Source organism: Pseudomonas sp. H3_A02, from assembly GCF_054671965.1.
In genome coordinates, this window is the sequence record NZ_CP162807.1 from 4414328 (window position 1) to 4433065 (window position 18738).

Consider the following 18738-nt stretch of genomic DNA (forward strand, 5'->3'; position numbering starts at 1 on the left):
CGTGCCGCCCTGGATGACCCAGGGCGGCTTGGCATAGACCTCAATACCCTGACCTGTAGCCGTTAACGTATGAGAGGTGCAAGGCCTGTTCCATGCTCGCCAGCTTGATTTGGGTTTCCTCATATTCATCGGCCGGTCGAGATCCTTGAACAATCCCGCAGCCTGCGAACAAGTGGCAATGCGCAGGTGTCATCAGTGCTGAGCGCAGGGCCACCAGGAAATCGCCGTTGCCCCGAGAGTCCAGCCAGCCTATGGGGGCCGCGTACCAGCCCCGGTCGAAACCTTCGTGATGACGAATGAAGCCCATGGCTGTCGCGCCCGGCAAACCTCCAACCGCCGGGGTGGGGTGCAAGGCCTGGATACCGTCCAGCAAGCTGTGCCCTTCTTTCAGCCGGGCGCTGATCGGGGTACTCAAATGCTGCACCGTGGCCAGTTTTAAAAGCTCGGGTTGGGTTGCCGCTTGTAGCTCGTTGACGATGCCGTACAAGCCTTGCAGGATGGTTTGCACCACCAGTTGGTGTTCATGCAGTTCCTTGGGATCCGCTAACAAGCCTGCGCCTGCTTCCTGGTCTTTCTCGGGCGTTGGGGCGCGACGAGCGCTACCCGCGAGGGCATGGGTGCTCAGATGGCTTTCCTGGCAACTGAGCAGCCGCTCCGGCGTTGCGCCCATGAAACAGCTGTCTCCTCGGTGCAGGGCGAACAGGTGGGTCTGGTTGCGCCGCTCGTACAGCCGGCGCATGACGGCGCCGCTATCGAGGGCGGCGTCCAGCTGATATTCAATATGGCGGGCGAGCACCACTTTGCTCAGGTCGCCGCTGTCGATGGCCTGCAAGGCGTTGGCGACTTTGGCTTGCCACTGCGGCGCGGGCAATGCATTGCGTTCGATGACCGCGGGGCACGATTCGGGCGAGTGTGGCGTCGGGAAAAGCTGTTGGTACGCCGCCAGATTGGCAAGCGCCAATGCGGCCGGATCGCTACCGGGTTCCACCACGCACTGGCAACGTAGCCAGCGGCCGTCGGCGTCCTCGCTGAGCAACCATTGGGCCAGGTGAAAACTGGCATCGGCAAACGGCGCCCAGTGCGGCGCGCAAGGCTGCTGGGTGTCGAAACGCATACCGCCCAGCAGCAGTGGTGGATGGGGGCCATCGATCACCGCGTCGGCGCACAGCGCGAACCATTGACGGTTCACCTCGGCCAATCGCTGGGGCCCCGCGGCTTCGATCTGCCAGGCACAGCCCAAGCCGAACAGTGCCAGGCCCGGTGAGTGAGCGCACCAGAAAAAGCCCTGCCGGTGCGCTTCGTAGAGCGCCAAGGGATCGAGGGACGGTGCGGGGCGCGAGCTCACGGCGATGACGGGACGTTGATGCTTCAGCGCGAGCTGGTGCGCAGCTTCGAACACATTCAATAAGGCGGCTTCGTTCATACGGCCGCGCTCTTTTTTTGCAGCCAGAACGTCGTTTGTTCGGCGATGTACCAGTGGATGATCTGGTTGAACAGGCCCTCAATGAATTCACCGTCCAGCCCGGCCTCCTGCGCCCATCGCCGGCGCTGCGGCAACATCGCCGCGACGCGGTCCGGTGCGGCGATACTGGCCTGGTCAGGCTTGAAGGACGAGGCCGCGAGGACGTATTGCATGCGTAGCCCCAAGGCATCGACGATCTGCCGGTCGAGGGTGTCGATGGCGTGGCGAATGTCCGGCAGGCCGGTGCAGTGTTCCGGGGTTTTCATACCGAGTCTCCTTGAAGGTAGGCCGTGCGTTGCAGCAGGTGATGGATCACGGGGCGCGGCTGTTGCTTGAGGTAAAAATGATCGCCGTCGAACTGGCGGATATCCGGGGTGTGTTCGCTCAGGTCTGCCCAGGCCCGGGCCTGGTCAAGGCTGACTTCCGTGTCGGCCCGGGCCAGCAGTACGTCGATGGGCGCCGTCAAGCGGTCAAGCTGCGCCGGTCGCCAGGTCTCGATGGCCTGGTAGTCGCTGCGTAGGGTTGGCAGGAACAGTGCGCGCAGTTGCGGGTTGCCCCATAGGCCGGTGGCCTCGGCGTCCTGGCGCAGAATGTCGGCGATCAGCGCGGCGTCGTCCTGGCGGTGCAGGTCACTGGACGGTTGCCGGTGCGGTGGCGGGTGGGCCGAGACAAACACATGCTCGGCACCGACGCCCGCCGCCTCCAGCTGCACACCGACGGCGTAGGCCAGCGCCGCACCCATGCTGTGGCCAAACAGCCACAGCGGGCGGCTGGGCAAACTCAACAGGGCTTGGCTGATGTGTTCGGCCAGGCTGGCCAGGCAGGCAATACGCGCCTCGTTGAAGCGTTCTTCACGTCCGGGATATTGCACGGCCAGTAGATCGATATCTCCCGGCAGGTGCGCCAGCCACGGGCGGAAGAAACTCGCGCTGCCCCCAGCATGGGGCAGACACACCAGGCGGGCCCGAGGTTGGCCGCCCTCACGCAGTACGCGTATCCACGCGGACATTTCGCGGCTCATAAGGCTTGCACCTGTTCCGCCAGGGCCTTGCGGTTGACCTTGCCCAGGCGCGTCAACGGAAATTCGCGCAGCACCTGCAAGCGATCCGGCAGTTTGTAGGCGGCCAGTCCACGCTCGCGCAGCCAGGCGTTGATCGCGCCCAGCTCGACCTGTTCGGCGTGGGACAGCACACAGGCGCAACTGCGCTCACCCAGTAGCTCATCGGCCAAGGCCACCAGGGCGACATCGCGAATCAGCGGATGGCCCAGCAGCAGGTTCTCGATTTCCTCCACCGGAATTTTCTCGCCGCCGCGATTGATCACATCCTTGGTCCGCCCCTCGACGATCAAATGGCCCTCGGGCAAACGTCGCACCAGGTCGCCGCTGCGGTAGAAACCGTCGGCGGTGAAGGCGCGCAGATTCTGTTCGCCGGCGTTGTAGTAACCACGAATGGTGTAGGGCCCGCGCACCAGCAATTCGCCCACGGCGCCTGGCGCGACGGGGACGTCATCGACGTCGACGATGCGGATCTCATCATCGGCGGTGAGCGGCAGGCCCTGGGTTTCGAAGATGCGCGCTTGCGGGTCATCCAGCGGGGTAAAACACAGCAACCCTTCGGCCATCCCGTAGACCTGTTGCAGGCCACATCCCAGGACAGGGCCGATACGTGCGGCGATCTCGGCCTTGAGCCGCGCGCCACCGACCTGCAGCCATTGCAGGCTGCTCAGGTCATGGTCGGACCATTGCGCCATTTCCAGCCACAACAGCACCAGTGGCGGGATCAAAGCGGTGTGGGTGATGCGTTCGCTCTCGATCAGCTCGAAGGTGGTGTCCGGGCTGGGCTCTGGCGCCAACACGAGGGTCGCGCCGACACTAAACACCCCGAACGCACCGGGCGAGGCCAGGGGAAAGTTGTGCGCCACGGGCAATGCCGCCAGGTAGCGGGTGTGGCTGTCGAAGCCGCACGCGCGGGCCGCCAGGCGCGCATTGCAGGCGTAATCGTCATGGGTGCGCGGGATTAGCTTGGGCAGGCCGGTGGTGCCGCCGGACAGTAGCAGCACGGCGACTTCCCGTGAGTCTGGCGCGGGCAGCGGACGAGGGTCAGCAACACAGTCGGCCAGGGACACGAACTCCTCGGCCGCCCCGACCACCCAGATCTGTTGCAGGCTCGGCGCCTGCTCACGCAGGGTGCGCGCCAGTGGCCGATAATCGAAGCCCAGGTGCCGATCGACAATCACATAGGCCACGGCCTGGCTCAGTTGGGCCAAGTGGAGCAGTTCGTGTTCGCGATGGGCCGGCAGGGCAAACACCGGAATCACACCCAGGCGCAACAGGGCGAAGGTCAGGCTGAAAAACTCGGCGATGTTCGGCAGTTGCACCAGTACTCGCTGGCCAGCGCGCAGGCCCCGGTCGGCGAGGCCGGCGGCCAAGCGGTCGGCCTGCAGGTCGAGCTCGGCGTAACGCCAACGCCGAAGACCGTCCACCAGCGCCTCTTTATGTGGCGTGCGCTGCGCCTGTTCGCGCAGCAGTTGGCCCAACGGCACGCCTTGCCAGTAGCCGTGTTCGCGGTAACGGCGGATAAAGTCGTCGGGCCAGTCGGTGCATCCATCAAGCATGGCAATCTCCTTGAGCGGTCGGGCAACCCAGCAAACGGGCGCCGTGCAGAATCAGCGGGTGCGTCAGGCCGGCGATTCGCACCGCCTGTACGCCGGTGTATTCGGCCGGCTGGATACGCAGCAACGGGTCGTCACCGGTCAGCAGGCTGAGGGCGGTGTGGTCGGCGGGATGTACGCCCAAGTGGATCGCTGCCAAGCCCGTTGCGCCGTTGGGGTGAATCATTCGGGGCGGATGCTGGGCCGGCTCATAGGGCGTGACCAGGAAGGGCAGGCGGTCGTGGCGCGGGTAGACGAAACGAAACCGCGTCTGGCGGCCATCAACGCAGGTACGCCTCCAGTTCACCGTCCGGCCCATGGCCACGCCGCAGCCCGCCAGGCCTTTGAGGCGCGGCGCCAGGGCGGGGGTCTCGCACAGCAGCGCCAGGTCGCAGAACCCTTCACCTTGGGCCGCCCAGCGCAACATCCGTCGCCCGGCGCCACGGCCGGCCAGGCAGTCGATGGGCCACTTGAACAGCCAGGCGTGACGCGGTGTGGTGAGTAATTCGATGATCGGCCCCTGGCTGAACCAGATATGCGCGTGTTGGGCGCGAGCTTCGGCGGTGGCGTAGGTGACTTCGAAACCGGCGGCACGAAAGTTCGCCACGGCCTGGTGCAAGTCGCGCACCCACAGCAACACATGGCTGCAGGAGGATTGGGCAGTGTTCAAAATGGCAGCGCTCCCAGCAGTTGGGCGGTGTCATCACCGCAAGGGGCTTGCACGGCGTCGGCCAGGGCCTGGAGTTCAGCCAGCGGCAGCGAGCGGGGCACTGGCGGCTCTATCAAGGCGGGCATGCCAATCAGGTTGTTCATTTCACGCCAGGCCATGGACACCTCGGTGGCCCAGACGCCGCTGCGCAGGCGCCGCGAAGGTTCATCGATGTCGAGGCACAACGCGTCCAGGGCGACGATGACTGCGTCGGGCCAAACCTGGTTGAACACTTGTCGGTAGCTCAGGGGCACTTGCGGATCAAGCAGCACCATCGTTGGCCCGGCCAATCGTTCGCTGCCGGGGCCGGCCATGATCAGCCGGTCAGTGCTGTCCCTTAAAGCGTGCAGGCGCGGGTTCCACAGCACCGGGCCGTGGGTGTCGCCCAGGCTCAGCACCCCGGCTTCACAACCGACTTCGAGGCGATGCAGCAGGAACGAATGGTTGTCCGGGTCCTTGGGGTGCACCTGGTTCTGCACCCGCAAGCTGATCGGTACGCCGTTGAAACAGGCATCGAGCCGGGTGAAGGGGGGCTCCCCGACCGTAGCGGCCGGTGCCGCGAACGACCAGGGCCGCAGGCCTCCGGCCAGGCGCCCGAGAATATCCAGCAGCGGGTAAGCCACCTGGCTGTTGCAGGCGGCTTCGATATACGCCAGCCCTTGTTGATCGCGCAGATAGGCGGCCACGGCGAGAAAGCGACGGATCGCCAGGATATTCGGGTACAGCGTATTCACCGCATAGGCAGCGTGGCCCTGGCGCGCGGCCTGCATGCACGCGGCGATTTCGCGGTGGTGCACCGGGTGTTCCTGCAACACGTGGATGCCGCGACGCAGAAACTGTTGAGCCAAGTCAGCGCCAGCGCCACCGGTTGCGCCGGAGCGTACCACCACGCAAGCGATATCGACCTCATCCGGCACCTGTTCGACGGTCTCGTACAGTGCTACTCCATAATGGTCGGCGCAGGCCCGGGAATAGGCGTTGCCGCGGGACAGGATGCCCACCAGTTCGTAGCAGTCACGGGCGCGGGCCAGGGCTTGCAGGTAGATGCGACCGAACGCGGTGCCGGCCACGATCACGCGTTTGCGCGCAGGGGTGCTGTTCATGGGCAGGTCTCCGGGAGGCGTGCCCACTGGGCCAGCGTGTGGTCGTCAGGCAATTGTTCGAGTAGCTCAAGATCCAAGGCGGGCTCTTCGAGGTGCGCGGCCAATGCCGCGCGGCTCAAGCGATGGACGGGCACCTGGGCGACGAAGACGCGATGGCCCAGGTGCGCCAGTGGGTGTCCATCGGCGGGCAAGCTGCGGTTGCCCTGGAACCCGGTCCTGGCCAGGGCGGTTTGCCATTGCGTGAGGTTGAGGAAGGTGGTGCTGCTGAGCTGACGTTCATCGTCGGCCTGGTTGAGCATGAAGGCCTGGGAGGCCATCACCCAGAACGACTCCTGCGTGGGTTCGCTGAACACCAGCCAGCCGCCCGGCTTGAGCAAGGCGAGCAGGGTCGCCAGGGAGCGTTCGGTATCGCGGGCGGCATTGAGGACGCCGCCGGCGACGATCAGGTCCCAACTCTGGCTGCGGTAACCCTGGGCCAGGGCGGGCCGATCGATGTCGAATACGCCATGGCGAACCCACGGCCAGGCCTGCAAGTGCTCGGCGGCCTGCTCACTGAAATAGCGCGACACGTCGGTGCACAGGTAGTCAACCGACGCGTCGGCCAAGGCCGGCAACACGGCCTGGGTGGTCGACCCGGTGCCGGCACCGACTTCAAGTACGCGCAACGGCACACCGGCTGGCTGGCGTGCGGCCCAGGCACCGACCCAGTGGGCCACCGCGCGGTGCTGGTACTGGGCCGCCAGGCTTTCGCGGTACAACGCCGCCGCGCGTTCGGTGCGCCCTTCGGGAAACAACAGGTGCACGGCCGCACAATCACCGCGCATCAGCGCCGGCAATTGACGGGCATTGTCCCGCGCATAGTCGAGGGTGCCGCTGCCGCCGGTGTTGCGCGTCCAGTCCAGGGTCAGTTGCGACCAGATACCTTCGAGGGCTTCATCGCTCCAGGCGCTGGCGTCGAGGGTGGGGTGCAGTCGGGTGCCTTCGCGACTCAACAGACCTTGCCCTTGCAACACGTCCAGCCAGCGCACGATCAGCGGCCGGTGCCCCGGCGCGATGCCCCCATGGGCCAGCCCCTGGACGACGTCGCTCAACGGTGCGGGCAACAGGCCGCAATGGTCCAGGCCGTTGAGCATCGACAGCAACGCGGCGTGGCCAAGCCGATCATTGAGCCGTACCGCTTCGACGAGTTGCTCGGTGGAAAACTGCTGGTCGAGGGCCGCTTCGGTCGCATCGAGGTAATCCTCGACCCATGCGGCCTCGCAAGGGTGAGGCACGACGAACAAGGTCTGGCCATGCAGCGCGACGCAGCTCACGTCGGGATGCCCGAGGGCACGCTCGCGCCAACATTGATGTTCGAGTTTGACGCTGGTCAGGTCGCGCCATTCCCCAAGGGCATCCGTAAACCCCTGGACACGACAATTGAGCTGTGCCGCCGCCCGCTCGGCGAGTTGCCAATCGCCCGGTTGCGCCGTGACGAACAGCACCTGTTCCAGATAACTCAGGTCGGTCAACGGCAGGGCGGGGAAGTCCAGCAGCCGTTCCAGCTGTTCGGCGTTCATGACCGCCACGGCGGGGCGTTGGCGTTCGATGACCGCCAATAGGCGTGCCGGAGAGCGTTGATGTATGCCCAGGTCAGTCAGGGCAGGCAAATGCCACGGGAGCGTGCAGCCCGGCAGCTCAATCAGCAGGGTGTCAACGTGCAGCGTCATGATGAAACTCCTACGGCGTGAAACAAACGTTGCCCGGCGACCGCCAGCGGGTCGGTTGCCGTGGGCCATACTTCGAGTAATTGGAAACCCTGGGCTTGCAAGACCTGGCGCCATGCATCAGGCGGGATGAACGCTTCATCGGTATCGCGCAGCGGCGCATCGGCAGGCGGTGACAACAGCAGGTGCATGAAGGTCAGCATCGCCGGGTTGTCCGCGATGGACTCGCTGAACAACAAGCTTCCGCCGTCCCGCAGGCAGGCGCGAATCTGCCCGAGGCTTTGGGGCAGATCGCGGGCGTTGTGCAGCACATTGCCGGCGATCACCAGGTCCTGGCTGCGGGCCTCGATGCCTTGCTCTGCGAAGCCTCGGTCCAGGTCGAGCAAGGCGAAATGCATCCCCGGCTCCAGGCGAAACTGACGCTGGGCCGCCCCGGTGAAAAGCGCACTGATGTCGGTAAAGCGATAGTCCTTTTCGTGTGCTTGCAACGTTGCCAACACGGCGTGGGTGGTGCAGGCGGCGCCGCCGCCCAATTCCAGCACCCGCAGCACATCGCCGTGGGCACGGACTTCGCTTGCCCGAGCGGCGAGGGCCTGATTGATCGCTGCGGTGAAGCGGTTGTGCTGGTAGGCACCCAACACCGCGACGGGGTCGCCCGATTGCAGGAGCAACGGTGTCAGGGCAAGTTGATCGCGCAACAGGTCGGGCAGGCACTCAATGACCTGGCTGTGCAGGGGCGCCATGCTGGCCGGGAAGCCGAGTTCGGCGTACAGCCCGGGCAAGTTATCGATCGCGGCTGTGGGTGGCGTGCCTTGCCAGGCGAGGCGTCCGGCGTCTTCGCCCAGCGCACCGGCGCGGGTCAGCGCCGCCAGCCAGCGCCGCACAATCCAGGCATGGCGGGGGGCCGTGCCCAAGGCGTGGTTGATCTGCCCGGCGCTGCGCCAGACCTGCAACGGCAAGGCCCCGGTGTGCAGCAACACTTGGGCCATCACGCCCAGGCTCACGTGTTCGAGTTCATTCAGGGCGCTGTTCATAGGCAACCTTCTTCAACGGTGTGCAGGTGTTCGAGCGGGCCGGGTAGCAGGTTCAGCGCAAGGATCGCCGCGGTGCGTTGCAGGCGTTCAAGGCTGGCGGCGGGTGGCAACACCTGGGCGGCGTAATGGCAGCCGGCACTGATTTCACCGTTCGCCACGCTGACCACCGTGGCGGCGGCCATTGCACCGGTCAGCGCCGCATTGCCTGCACCACTGAGCACCAGGCTGCGAGTGCGCGCCTGGCCGTCCCACTGCCCGTCGAGTTGCAGCAGCAACGTGACGAACGGGGCCTGGCCGCTGAGGTCCAGTAGGCTGGCCTCGCACAAGCGCTGCACCGCTTCGGCGCGCGGCAGGCTGTGGGCCAGGTCCAGCGCCTTGAGCACATGCCCGTCGGTGATCACGTTGAACCACTGGCCGACATCCAGGCTCAGGTCCATGGCCAGGCGTTCGCCTTCTTGATTCAAATAGGGCAGCACGTGAACCTGGCCGGGGAAACACGGCAGCACCACGTCCCGGCTGCGGCGCAGCGCCCGGCTGCAACGGCCGTTGCGCCATGCCGCCAGGGGCTCGCTGGTGCCATCCACCGCCCCTTGCAGGAAGTCGTCGGCGGCCACGGCGGTGAATGGGGCACGCAGGCCGAAATAGCTGGTCAGGCCCTGGACCTGGGTGAAGGCCCGCTCGGCCAGCCAACGTGGGAGCAAGCCGGTAAGGCCTGGTTGCAGGCCCGCACCGAGGACGGCGCAACGGTTGGGCCACTGGCTCGGCTCAAGCGTCATCTCGCCGGCGGCATCCACGTAATGCGCATCGGCTTGCAGCGCCGCCCGGGCGGCACGATCTCCCAATTGCCAGGCGGGGCCGGCGCAGTTGAGCAGCACATCGCAGCCACGGGCGAACCCGGCCAGGGCAGGGGCATCATTGAAGTCCACCGCTGTCCATTGCAGGCGTGCGTCGGGCCATTGCTGCTGGAGCGATGCCAGGCAGTGGGCACCGCTGCGTGGGTCACGCCCGCCCAGGCGCAGTTCGTTCACGCCCAAGCTCAACAGCGCCCGAGCGCTGGCCAGACCGACATCGCCACTGGCACCCAGGACCCCGATCAGCATGGCTGGGCCTGCGCATTCAGGCGCCAGCCGCCGGCACGCTGGCGATCTCGCCAGAACCCGGTGTAACGCCCGTCGAGGGCCAGCAGTTGCGAGTGTGTGCCTGCTTCCACCAGGCGGCCGTGGTCGAGCACCAGAATCTGGTCAGCGGCCATGATGGTCGGCAGGCGATGGGCGATGACCAGCACCGTCGAGCTTTGCTTCAGGCGACGAATCGCCGCTTGTACAAAGGCTTCGTTGTGCGGATCCAGGGCGGCAGTGGCTTCATCCAGCAGCACGATAGGAGCGCGCTTGAGCAGCGCCCTGGCCAGGGACACCCGCTGGCGTTCGCCGCCAGACAATGCCGCGCCGCCTTCGCCCACCGGGGTGTGCCAGCCCTGGGGCAGGCGCGCGACGATTTCATCGACGCCGGCCAGCCTCGCCGCTTCAGCCACCTGCTGCGCATTGGCGTCCGGCCTGCCGACACGGATGTTGGCTTCGAGGCTGTCGTCGAACAGGTAGACGTCCTGCATCACCAGCGACAGTTGCGCCATCAAGGCTTCGTTGGACAGTTCGCGCACATCGACGCCACCGACCTTGACGCGGCCCTCGGTCGCATCGAAAAAGCGCATGAGCAGGCGCGTGATGGTGGTCTTGCCCGAGCCCGAGGCGCCGACAATCGCTGTCATCGAATGGGCCGGTGCCGTGAATGTCAGGTCGCGCAGTACCGTCGGGCCGCTGGCGTAGGCGAAGCTGACGTGTTCAAAGGCAAAGCTGCCAGGAGCGGTCAACGGCTGACTGACAGCGGGTTGCGGCAGTGGCGACTCGCGCAGGATGCCGACCAGTTGCTCCAGGTCATTACCGGCCATGCGCAACAGCCCGCTGCGCGCCGCCGCCTCGGCCAATGGCCCGACAAATCGGGCCGCGAGGGCGAGCAGGGCGACCAGCTGGATGGCGTCGATGTCGCCTCGGACGGCGAGAGCGATGCCCACGCCCACCAGCAGCGCGAAGGCCAGTTGCACGGTCAGGCCGCCGGCCAGCAATTTGGGAAAGGTCTGGGACAACATCGAACCGCCGGCCTGTTTCTGCGCCAGGTTGGCCGCCTGTAAGGGCGCATAGCCGTCCTGGGTCCGGCCAAAGGCGCGCAGCACTTGCTGGTAGCGGGCGAACTCCACCACGCGGTTACCGGCCAGGGTCGCGGCGGCTTCGACCCGGGCATCGTTACTGCCGATGGCTGCGGCGGACCAGTGATGGGTGAAGTAGATCAGCGGCGCGCACAGCAAGGCGGTCAGGCCCAGGCGCCAGTCGAAGATGAACAAGGTCAGCGCGACGGTGGCTGGTACCACCACCCCGGACACCACCGGCCCCAGGTAATGAGCAAATAAACCGGTGACCATCAACGTGCCGCTGGTGGCACTGCGCGACAGACGCCCGACTTTCTCCGAGTTAAACCAGCCCAGGGGCAGGTTGACCAGGTGTTGGCCGAGACGATCATGCAAGGTGGTCAGCACGACTAGCGCGAGCGCAAAGCCCTTCATCGCCTGCTGGTAATGGGCAACGCACGTTAGCACGGCCATCGCCGCCAGGCCGGCCAGCCAAGCGATCGCCGTGGGATGATCACCGGCAAACAGCGCGTGCAGGATCGGCACCAGGAACGCTACGGCCAGGCCTTGCAGCACGGCGCTGGTCACCAGCCACGCGAGGTATCGGTAGAGGCCTGCGGCATGTGCCGGCCCCAGTAAAGTGACAAGGCTGCGGATCACAGGGACATCTCCAGCTCGGGGAGGGAGTGCTTGGCGCCGGCGCGCCACAGGCGGGCATAGGCACCGTCGGCTTGAAGCAGGGATTCGTGGCGACCGCTTTCAAGCACTCGGCCCTGATCGAGGACAACGATCTGGTCGACGCCGCTGATACTGGCCAGGCGGTGCGCGATTACCAGCACCGTGCGACCCCGGGCCAGGGCCGACAAGGCGTCCTGGATCAACGCTTCGGATTCGGGGTCGGCGTGGGAGGTGGCCTCGTCGAGGATCAGCACCGGCGTATCGGCCAACAGCGTGCGGGCGATGGACAGGCGTTGCGCTTCACCGCCGGAGAAAATCGCATCCTCGCCGATCACCGACTGATAGCCTCGGGGCAGGGCCTGGATGCGCGGGTGAATCTGCGCCGAACGAGCCGCCATCTCCATCTCGATGTCGCTGGCGTCGGGGCGGCCCAGGCGCAGGTTATCGGCCACGGTCCCGTGCACCAGTTGCGCGTCTTGCAAGACGAAACCGACTTGCCGATACAGCTGGCGCGGATCGATTTCTCGCACATCGACACCGCCCACCCGCACGCAGCCGGCGTTGACGTCATGGAAGCGCGGCACCAATTTGGCCAGGGTCGATTTGCCCGCGCCGGATGCGCCGACCAGGGCGGTCACGCTGCCGGCCGGGCAGTACAGATCCACGCCGTTAAGGATCGGGTGCTCGGGGTCGTAGCCGAACTGCACGCGCTCAAAGGTGATGTCGCTGCCCTGGGGCTGCTTGCTCACGTTGGGCGCGGGCAGCTCGTCGACCTTGAGCAGCGCTTCGATGCGGTCGGCGGCCGCCAGGGCGGTGCGTTGGGCGGTCAGGCTCTGATTGATCACCAACAGTGACTGCGGAATCACCACCGCCACCAAGGTTTCGGCGAATAATTGCAGCGGCGTGATCCAACCTTCGGCCAGCAACAGGCTGCCCACCCCCAGGCTCACCAGCAGGATCACCGGAACGCTCAAGGCCATGGAGGAAAACGCTTCCAGGCGCAGCAGCGGCTTGACCCAGCCGGCGTATTGCTCGCTGAACTGGTTGACCGCCTGTTGATAGCTGCGATGGGCCTGGCCCACCTGGCCGAACGCCTTGACCACCGCAATGCCGTGGACAAACTCGACGATCGCGGCACTGACTCGGCTCATGCTTTTGTCCAGCAACTGCATCTTCGCGCCGAAGCCGCGCATCATCAGGGCGTAGGCCACTGCATACACCGGCAAGGTCAGCACGGCCAGCAGCGCCAGGCGCCAGTTCAGCGTGACCAGCCACACCAGACCGGCCACGGGCGTGACGATGGCCGCGGTGAGTTCCACCGCATGGTGGGCGACCAGGTGATGCAGGTCTTCCAGATCGTCCTGCACCACTTTGCGCACCGCGCCCGAGGTGGTGTCGGTGTACCAGCCCAGGGGCACGCGCCCCAGCTTGCGTACCATGGCTTCGCGCAGGCTCGCCTGCAGGCGGTGGTCCGCCAGGTGGGTCAACCACAAGGCCACGCCGTTGGCCATCCAGCCCAGGCTCAAGGCAATCACCACCAGCGCCGCCCAGCGCCACAAGGATTGAGCGTCGACGCTGCCGGCCAGCAGCAATCGGCCCAGCTCGGTCAGGCCGATGAAGGGCACCAGGTTGACCAGCGCGCCGACCGCGGCAAACACCACGCCGAGACGGATCAGGCGGTTGACCGGACGTTTCAGGGTATCCAAAGCGCTCGTCATGAGTTTTTCCGTAGGGCGTCCAGCAGGTGCGCGGTGACGGTGTGGACGTGGGGTGGTTCGATCACGCTGAAGTGGTTGCCGGGCACGTCGATCAAGTCGAACCGCCCCAGGCACGCGTCTTCCCAGAACGGTGCCGCCAGGTGGCCAACGCCGCCGGTGATGCCGAACGATTGCTGTTCCAGGCAGCGCAGGTAGGTCATGTTGCCGAGGAACGGCGGCGGGTCGAACCGTGCCGCGCGCATGCTGTGGCGGCACACGCGAAACAGTGTTGGCACCAGTTCCGGGCCAATGGGCACCCCGGCCTGGCCCGACGCCAGGCGCGCGTACTCGGCCAGGCGTTCTTCCTGGCTGCGCGCCGATTGTTGTTGCACCGCCAGCGCCAGGGCTTCCAGGCCCGGATCGCCGCTCAAGGACGCCATGGCCCCGGCCGGCACGCGGCGATTGTCACGGGCCATCAGCAGGTCGATGGCGCGGTACACGTCGTAGTCCTCAATGTGTGCGCCGAACACGGTTTTAACCGGGTCCAGGTTCAGGTTGGGCACGAAGATCGCCTCATAGGCCAGCTCTTCGTCGGTGTCGATGAACATCGGAATGCTGTCGATCAGGCTCAGGTCCACCACGTCCATGCCGCGTTCGAGCAGGCGCCGGGCGACCTCGGTGGCGAGCAGCCCGCCGAGGCAGTAACCGATCAACTGGAAGCGCTGATGACCGTCGGCGATCAAGCGTTCGGCGTAGTCCTGGGCCACGCTTTCGATCAGGCGCTTGGGCTCCAGGGCCAGGTAACGCTCGGTGTCGGCCACGGCAAAGCCGATCACCGGCCCGGCCTGTTGCTCGGCCAGGGCGCGCCCCAGGTGTTGGAAGTAATCCAGGGTGCCGAGGGCGGCGTGGAACATCACCCGCACCGGGCCGACGTCGCCACCGCCAAACGGCACCACCAACGCATTGCTGTTTGACGAGCGCTGGGCTTCGCCGCTCGCCGGAGTGGGGGCTGTCGCGGTTTCGCCATGGTTGAGCAGGCGCACCAGGGCGGCCACATTCGGCTCGTTGAGCATCTGCCGCAGCAGTGTGTCGTAACTCAAGCCCTGGGCCTGGGGCAGTTGTTCACGCAGTTGACCGGCGACGCGGGCGAGGATCAGTGAGTCGGCGCCTTTTTCGTAAAAACTGTCGTCGACGCCAATCTGCGTCAATCCCAACGCCTCGGCCCACAGCCGGCACAGCTCGGCGGTGAGCGGATCGCTCGGCGTCGCCTGGCCAGCCGACACCTGGGCATCAACGGCGGGGCGCAAGCTGGCCAGGGTCTTGCGGTCGACCTTGCCGTTGGCGGTCAATGGCAAGCGGTCGAGCACTTGCAGGTGCGCCGGCAGCATGTACTCGGGCAAGCGCTGCGCCAGGGCGCGGCGCAGGCTGTCGACGTCCAGGCGCTGGAATCCGGCCTTGAAACGGGCGGCGAACACCTGCATGCCGAGGGCAGCCAGCGGGTGATCGGCCTGGGGCAGGGCGGACAGGCACTCACCTCCAAAAGCCTGGATCCGCGCCTGCCAGGTTTCGGCGTCGTGCAAGCCGCTATGGCCCTGGTCATGATCGCCGTTGACCGGCGTCATCATGAAACCCTGGGTCAGCAGGATCGGCGGCCATTCGCCGGTGGGTTCGCTGAACACCAACCAGCCACCAGGGCTGAGCAGTTCGGTGATCTGGCCGAGGGCCCTGTCGATGTCCTTGACGCTGTTGAGCATGCCCGCGCACAGCACGACATCGACGCTGTTGCTGACCAGCCCTTGGGGCCGGATGTCCTGGTCGATGTCCAGCACGCCGTAACGCACCCAGGCGTGCTCGGCAAACCGTTGCTTGGCCGCCGGCAGGAAAAAAGCGGTCATGTCGGTGAACAAATAATCGACATCCAAGCCATCGAGCAGGCCAATCACGGGCGCGCTGGTAGCGCCGGTGCCGGCGCCGATTTCCAGGATGCGCAATGGGCCGTCGCCGTCATGGTGAGTGGCGAGGCGATTGATCAGGGCCGCGATGCTGTGATTGTTGTAGCGCGAGACGGCGTCCCCGCCGTACAGCTGCAACGCCAGGTCCTGTTGGCCTTGGGGAAACAGCAGGTCGAACGGGTTGACCTCGCCCTTGAGTAATTGCGGCAATTGCCAGACATGGTTGAGCTGATAGTCGAACAGCGCCTGGCTGCACAGCCCCGAGGCGACCGCCTGTTCTACCTGGCCCCAGGCCAGCGCCGGCTCGGGTGCCGGTTGCGCCAGGCGATAGCGCGATTGTTCGAGTTGCACCAGGCCTGCATCGCACAGCGAGCCCAGCCAGCGGCGTACCAGCCAGTGATGACGCGGTTGTGCCTGCAAGGCGTTGAGAATGGCCGGGGCATCGGGTTCGGCCAGCTCGCCGCTGAACAGCCCGGCCTTGAGCATCACCTCCAGCATCGAGCTCAATGCCGCGGCACGGAGGTCTGCCTGGTAATCGCGTACCTGTTGCGCGTCAAAGGTGCCGACCTGGTTGTCGGCGTAACGATTGATGGTCGTGAGCAAGGACGCGTCCGGCAGCGGTTTTGGCGTTGTCCGCGCAGCGGTAACGAACGCCAACAGGCTACGCTCGCCGGTTTCGTCACCGGTGACCAGGCTGACTGCGCTGTCCACGCCAGGGGCGGCGAGCAATGCGGCGTCGATCTCGCCCAGTTCAACCCGATGCCCACGGATTTTCACTTGGCCGTCTTCACGGCCGAGAAATTCCAGTTCGCCACCCGGCAGGTAGCGACCCCGATCGCCGGTGCGATACAGGCGCTGGCCATCCACCGGATGGGCGAAGAACCGCGCCTCGCTCAGTGCCCGGTCGCCGAGGTACCCCTGGGCCAGGCCGACACCGCTGATGTACAGGTCGCCGGGCACCCAGGTCGGCGCGTCGCGCCATTGGCTGTCGAGCACGCGAAAGCCCTGGTTCGCCAAGGGCAGGCCATAGGGAATACTGCGCCACGCCGGGTCAATCGCGCCGATCGGGTGCAGGTTGGACCAGATCGAGGCTTCGGTCGCGCCACCGAGGCCTACCAGGGCCAGGCCGGGCAAGAGCCGTTGGAGTTGCGGCGGCAGGTTCAGCGGGATCCAGTCACCGGACAACAAGGCCAGGCGCAGGCTGTCCAGCGGCCGAGGCTCGGCATGCAGGTAATGGGCGAGCATGTGCAGTTGCGCAGGCACCGAGTTCCACAGCGTCACCTGGTGACGCTGCACCAGCTCGGCCCAGTGCGACGGGTCGGCGCCGCGTGCCGGGTCGGGCAGCACCAGCGCACCGCCCGCTGCGAGGGGACCGAAGAGGTCGTACACCGACAGGTCGAAACTCAACTGTGCCAACCCCAGCACGCGATCCTTGGCGCTGAGTTGAAAGCGTCGGTTGATGTCTTGCACGGTGTTGAGGGCGGCGCGATGGCTGATCATCACGCCTTTGGGATCGCCCGTGGAGCCGGAGGTGAAGATCACGTAGGCGAGATCATCGGGACTGCCGTCGGCCGCTTTGAAATCAGCCGACGCGGGCGCCAGTTGATCCACCGCATGCCAGTGCACCCCCTCAAGCAGCGGCGTATTGGGCAAACTCTGGGACTGGCCGAGGACATGACGCACCTGGGCGCTGCGCAGCACGCGATCGCGGCGGGCGGCCGGGGCGTTGCTGTCCAGTGGCAGGTAGGCAGCCCCGGCAAGCAATACGCCGTAGGCCGCCACGACCTGATCGAGGCCTTTGGGCATGAGGATCGCCACCGGTTCCTGGGCAGCGCAACCCGCCTGGCACAGGGTGGCGGCGACCGCACGGGCGCGTTCGACGAGTGCGGCGTAGGTCAGGCTGCCACTGGCGTCGATCACCGCCAACGCTTGCGGATGTGCCTCGGCCATGGCCAGCAGGCCGTCCTGCAAGCGACCGGTGGGCAGCGGCGCGGCGGTGGTATTCGCTGCCAGGCGCTCACGTTGTTGCCAGGCCGGCAGGGGCACCTGCATCGGTTGTTCCCAGGCGACCGGGTCCAGGGCCAATCGCTGCAACTGAGCCAGGAACGCCTGCTGCATGTCGTTGACCAAGCCGTCGGGGAACACGCCTTGGCGCACATCCCAATGGATGTGCAAACCGTGGAGGTCATCCATCACCTGGCAGTCGAGGGTGACTTGCGGGGTCTGGGTAATGCCGTGGCCCACCCGGCGCTGGCTGGCCGCCAGGGGTTCGATCGCCAGGCCAATGGCGCTGGTGAACACCACGGGCATGGCTGCGGCTTCACGGCCACGCCGACGGCCGATTTCACGCATCACTTCAATGCCGGAAAATAGCCGGTGCTCCAGGTCGGCAAACAATTGGCTGCCCAGTTGCCGGGCCTGCTGGGCGAAGTCCTGGCCTTGAGGGTCGTTGACCTGCAGCAGGCTGACGGAGGTGAAGTCCCCCACCAGCCGATCCACCTGCGGGTGCAGTGGCAAGCGGTTGAGCAGCGTCAGGTTGAGGCTGAAGGCGGGGCGCTGGCTCCAGCGTTGCAAAGTCCCGACGTAGGCAGCGAGTACTGCAATGGAGGGGGTCAGGCCGCGTTCGCTGGCGGCTTTTTTCAGGGCGCTCCAGTGTGGCTGATCGAACTGGGCCGAGTGCCGCTGGAAACGCGCTACGGTCGTGTCTTCGCCGCTCAGGGGAGCCGGCAGTTGCGGTGCGGCGGGCAGATCATCGACGCGCGCCAGCCAATACTCGCGGTCGCGTTGATGGCGGCTGCCTTCGAGCAGGCCACGCTCGGCCAGCAGGTAGTCGCGGAAGGTGATGTCCAGGGGATCCAGGGTAGCCTGGGGATCGTCCAGCAACAGCTCCAACTCGTTGAACAGCAACTGTGCGCTGGCCCAGTCGGCAATCAGCGAGTCCATGGAGAAATGCAGGGTGTCGCCACTGTCGCTGCGGCTCATGCGCAATTCGAACAGCGGCCATTGATCGGTGGGGTAGAGCTTCTGTTCCATGGCCTGGCGGATGTGTTGCACGGCGTGCTGTTGTTCTTCGCCAGTAGCGCCGCGCAGGTCCGCGACGGCCAGCGGGTAATGGGCCACGTTGGCCAGGACGCATTGCGAACCCTCGCTGGCGATTACCGCGCGCAGCATGTCGTGACGCTCGATCAGACGGTTCCACGCCTGTTCCACCCGCTGCGGATCGAGCAGCGGCCAGCTCAGTTCCAGATAGCCATGGCAGGCCACGTTGCCGTAGCCAAACGAAGATTGGCGGCCCAAGAGGTAGGCGTTCTGTACATCGGTGAGCGGGAAGGGCGCGTGGCGGTTCGCCGGGTCAGCCTGGACCAGGGGCCGTTCCTGTGTTTCGAGCAGGTGCAGGATCTGTTGTTTGTGCTCGCGCAGTTGTGCGAGGCGCTCGGCATTGAGCAGGCCTTGGGGCGCGCGGAATTTCAGTTGTCCATCCTGGGGCCAGAGTTCGACGCCCAGGGACTTGAGTTCACTTAGCAGTTTGGCGGCGGGCATGGGTACAGCTCCTGGAAAAAAGAGGG

Annotated in this window: 12 protein-coding genes; all 12 read right to left on the reverse strand. The window is 66.0% G+C overall.

Annotation, left to right across the window (positions count from 1 at the left end):
• Positions 1-40 precede the first annotated feature (40 nt).
• Genes AB4N80_RS19440 through AB4N80_RS19495 form a run of 12 tightly spaced genes read right to left on the reverse strand, consistent with a single transcriptional unit; the run spans position 41 to position 18712 of the window.
• Entirely contained in the window at positions 41-1423 is a 1383-nt protein-coding gene (locus AB4N80_RS19440) for an isochorismate synthase (protein WP_460078332.1), read from the reverse strand.
• Entirely contained in the window at positions 1420-1728 is a 309-nt protein-coding gene (locus AB4N80_RS19445) for an isochorismate lyase (protein WP_122564815.1), read from the reverse strand. Before AB4N80_RS19445 ends, AB4N80_RS19440 begins: the two co-directional genes overlap by 4 nt.
• On the reverse strand, positions 1725-2483 hold the full coding sequence (locus AB4N80_RS19450) for a thioesterase II family protein (protein WP_122564814.1): 759 nt from the start codon (positions 2481-2483) through the stop codon (positions 1725-1727). Before AB4N80_RS19450 ends, AB4N80_RS19445 begins: the two co-directional genes overlap by 4 nt.
• Complete coding sequence (locus AB4N80_RS19455) at positions 2480-4078, reverse strand: (2,3-dihydroxybenzoyl)adenylate synthase (RefSeq protein ID WP_460078335.1); 1599 nt, start codon at positions 4076-4078, stop codon at positions 2480-2482. Before AB4N80_RS19455 ends, AB4N80_RS19450 begins: the two co-directional genes overlap by 4 nt.
• Positions 4071-4784 (reverse strand): VOC family protein, encoded by a 714-nt coding sequence (locus tag AB4N80_RS19460; RefSeq protein WP_305467009.1) that lies wholly within the window; start codon positions 4782-4784, stop codon positions 4071-4073. The genes AB4N80_RS19455 and AB4N80_RS19460 overlap by 8 nt, the downstream gene beginning before the upstream one ends.
• A complete protein-coding gene (locus AB4N80_RS19465) occupies positions 4781-5926 on the reverse strand; it encodes a Gfo/Idh/MocA family oxidoreductase (protein WP_354339018.1) in 1146 nt (381 codons plus the stop codon). Before AB4N80_RS19465 ends, AB4N80_RS19460 begins: the two co-directional genes overlap by 4 nt.
• A complete protein-coding gene (locus AB4N80_RS19470; protein ID WP_240998394.1) occupies positions 5923-7635 on the reverse strand; it encodes a class I SAM-dependent methyltransferase in 1713 nt (570 codons plus the stop codon). The genes AB4N80_RS19465 and AB4N80_RS19470 overlap by 4 nt, the downstream gene beginning before the upstream one ends.
• A complete protein-coding gene (locus AB4N80_RS19475; protein WP_122564810.1) occupies positions 7632-8666 on the reverse strand; it encodes a class I SAM-dependent methyltransferase in 1035 nt (344 codons plus the stop codon). The genes AB4N80_RS19470 and AB4N80_RS19475 overlap by 4 nt, the downstream gene beginning before the upstream one ends.
• Positions 8663-9766 carry a saccharopine dehydrogenase NADP-binding domain-containing protein gene (locus AB4N80_RS19480; RefSeq protein WP_122564809.1) on the reverse strand — a complete coding sequence of 368 codons (1104 nt, stop codon included), beginning with the start codon at positions 9764-9766 and terminating at the stop codon, positions 8663-8665. The genes AB4N80_RS19475 and AB4N80_RS19480 overlap by 4 nt, the downstream gene beginning before the upstream one ends.
• Positions 9760-11505 (reverse strand): ABC transporter ATP-binding protein, encoded by a 1746-nt coding sequence (locus tag AB4N80_RS19485; protein WP_122564808.1) that lies wholly within the window; start codon positions 11503-11505, stop codon positions 9760-9762. Before AB4N80_RS19485 ends, AB4N80_RS19480 begins: the two co-directional genes overlap by 7 nt.
• Positions 11502-13241: an ABC transporter ATP-binding protein gene (locus AB4N80_RS19490; RefSeq protein ID WP_460078346.1), complete on the reverse strand. Its 1740-nt coding sequence runs from the start codon at positions 13239-13241 to the stop codon at positions 11502-11504. The genes AB4N80_RS19485 and AB4N80_RS19490 overlap by 4 nt, the downstream gene beginning before the upstream one ends.
• Positions 13238-18712: a non-ribosomal peptide synthetase gene (locus tag AB4N80_RS19495; RefSeq protein ID WP_460078350.1), complete on the reverse strand. Its 5475-nt coding sequence runs from the start codon at positions 18710-18712 to the stop codon at positions 13238-13240. The genes AB4N80_RS19490 and AB4N80_RS19495 overlap by 4 nt, the downstream gene beginning before the upstream one ends.
• Positions 18713-18738: the final 26 nt, after the last annotated feature.

Coding starts and splice junctions, on each gene's coding strand:
- AB4N80_RS19480 (WP_122564809.1), bottom strand. CDS start 9,766: ATGCTGATCGGGGTCCTGGGTGCCAGTGGCGATGTCGGTCTGGCCAGC.
- AB4N80_RS19475 (WP_122564810.1), bottom strand. CDS start 8,666: ATGAACAGCGCCCTGAATGAACTCGAACACGTGAGCCTGGGCGTGATG.
- AB4N80_RS19490 (WP_460078346.1), bottom strand. CDS start 13,241: ATGACGAGCGCTTTGGATACCCTGAAACGTCCGGTCAACCGCCTGATC.
- AB4N80_RS19440 (WP_460078332.1), bottom strand. CDS start 1,423: ATGAACGAAGCCGCCTTATTGAATGTGTTCGAAGCTGCGCACCAGCTC.
- AB4N80_RS19465 (WP_354339018.1), bottom strand. CDS start 5,926: ATGAACAGCACCCCTGCGCGCAAACGCGTGATCGTGGCCGGCACCGCG.
- AB4N80_RS19470 (WP_240998394.1), bottom strand. CDS start 7,635: ATGACGCTGCACGTTGACACCCTGCTGATTGAGCTGCCGGGCTGCACG.
- AB4N80_RS19455 (WP_460078335.1), bottom strand. CDS start 4,078: ATGCTTGATGGATGCACCGACTGGCCCGACGACTTTATCCGCCGTTAC.
- AB4N80_RS19445 (WP_122564815.1), bottom strand. CDS start 1,728: ATGAAAACCCCGGAACACTGCACCGGCCTGCCGGACATTCGCCACGCC.
- AB4N80_RS19450 (WP_122564814.1), bottom strand. CDS start 2,483: ATGAGCCGCGAAATGTCCGCGTGGATACGCGTACTGCGTGAGGGCGGC.
- AB4N80_RS19495 (WP_460078350.1), bottom strand. CDS start 18,712: ATGCCCGCCGCCAAACTGCTAAGTGAACTCAAGTCCCTGGGCGTCGAA.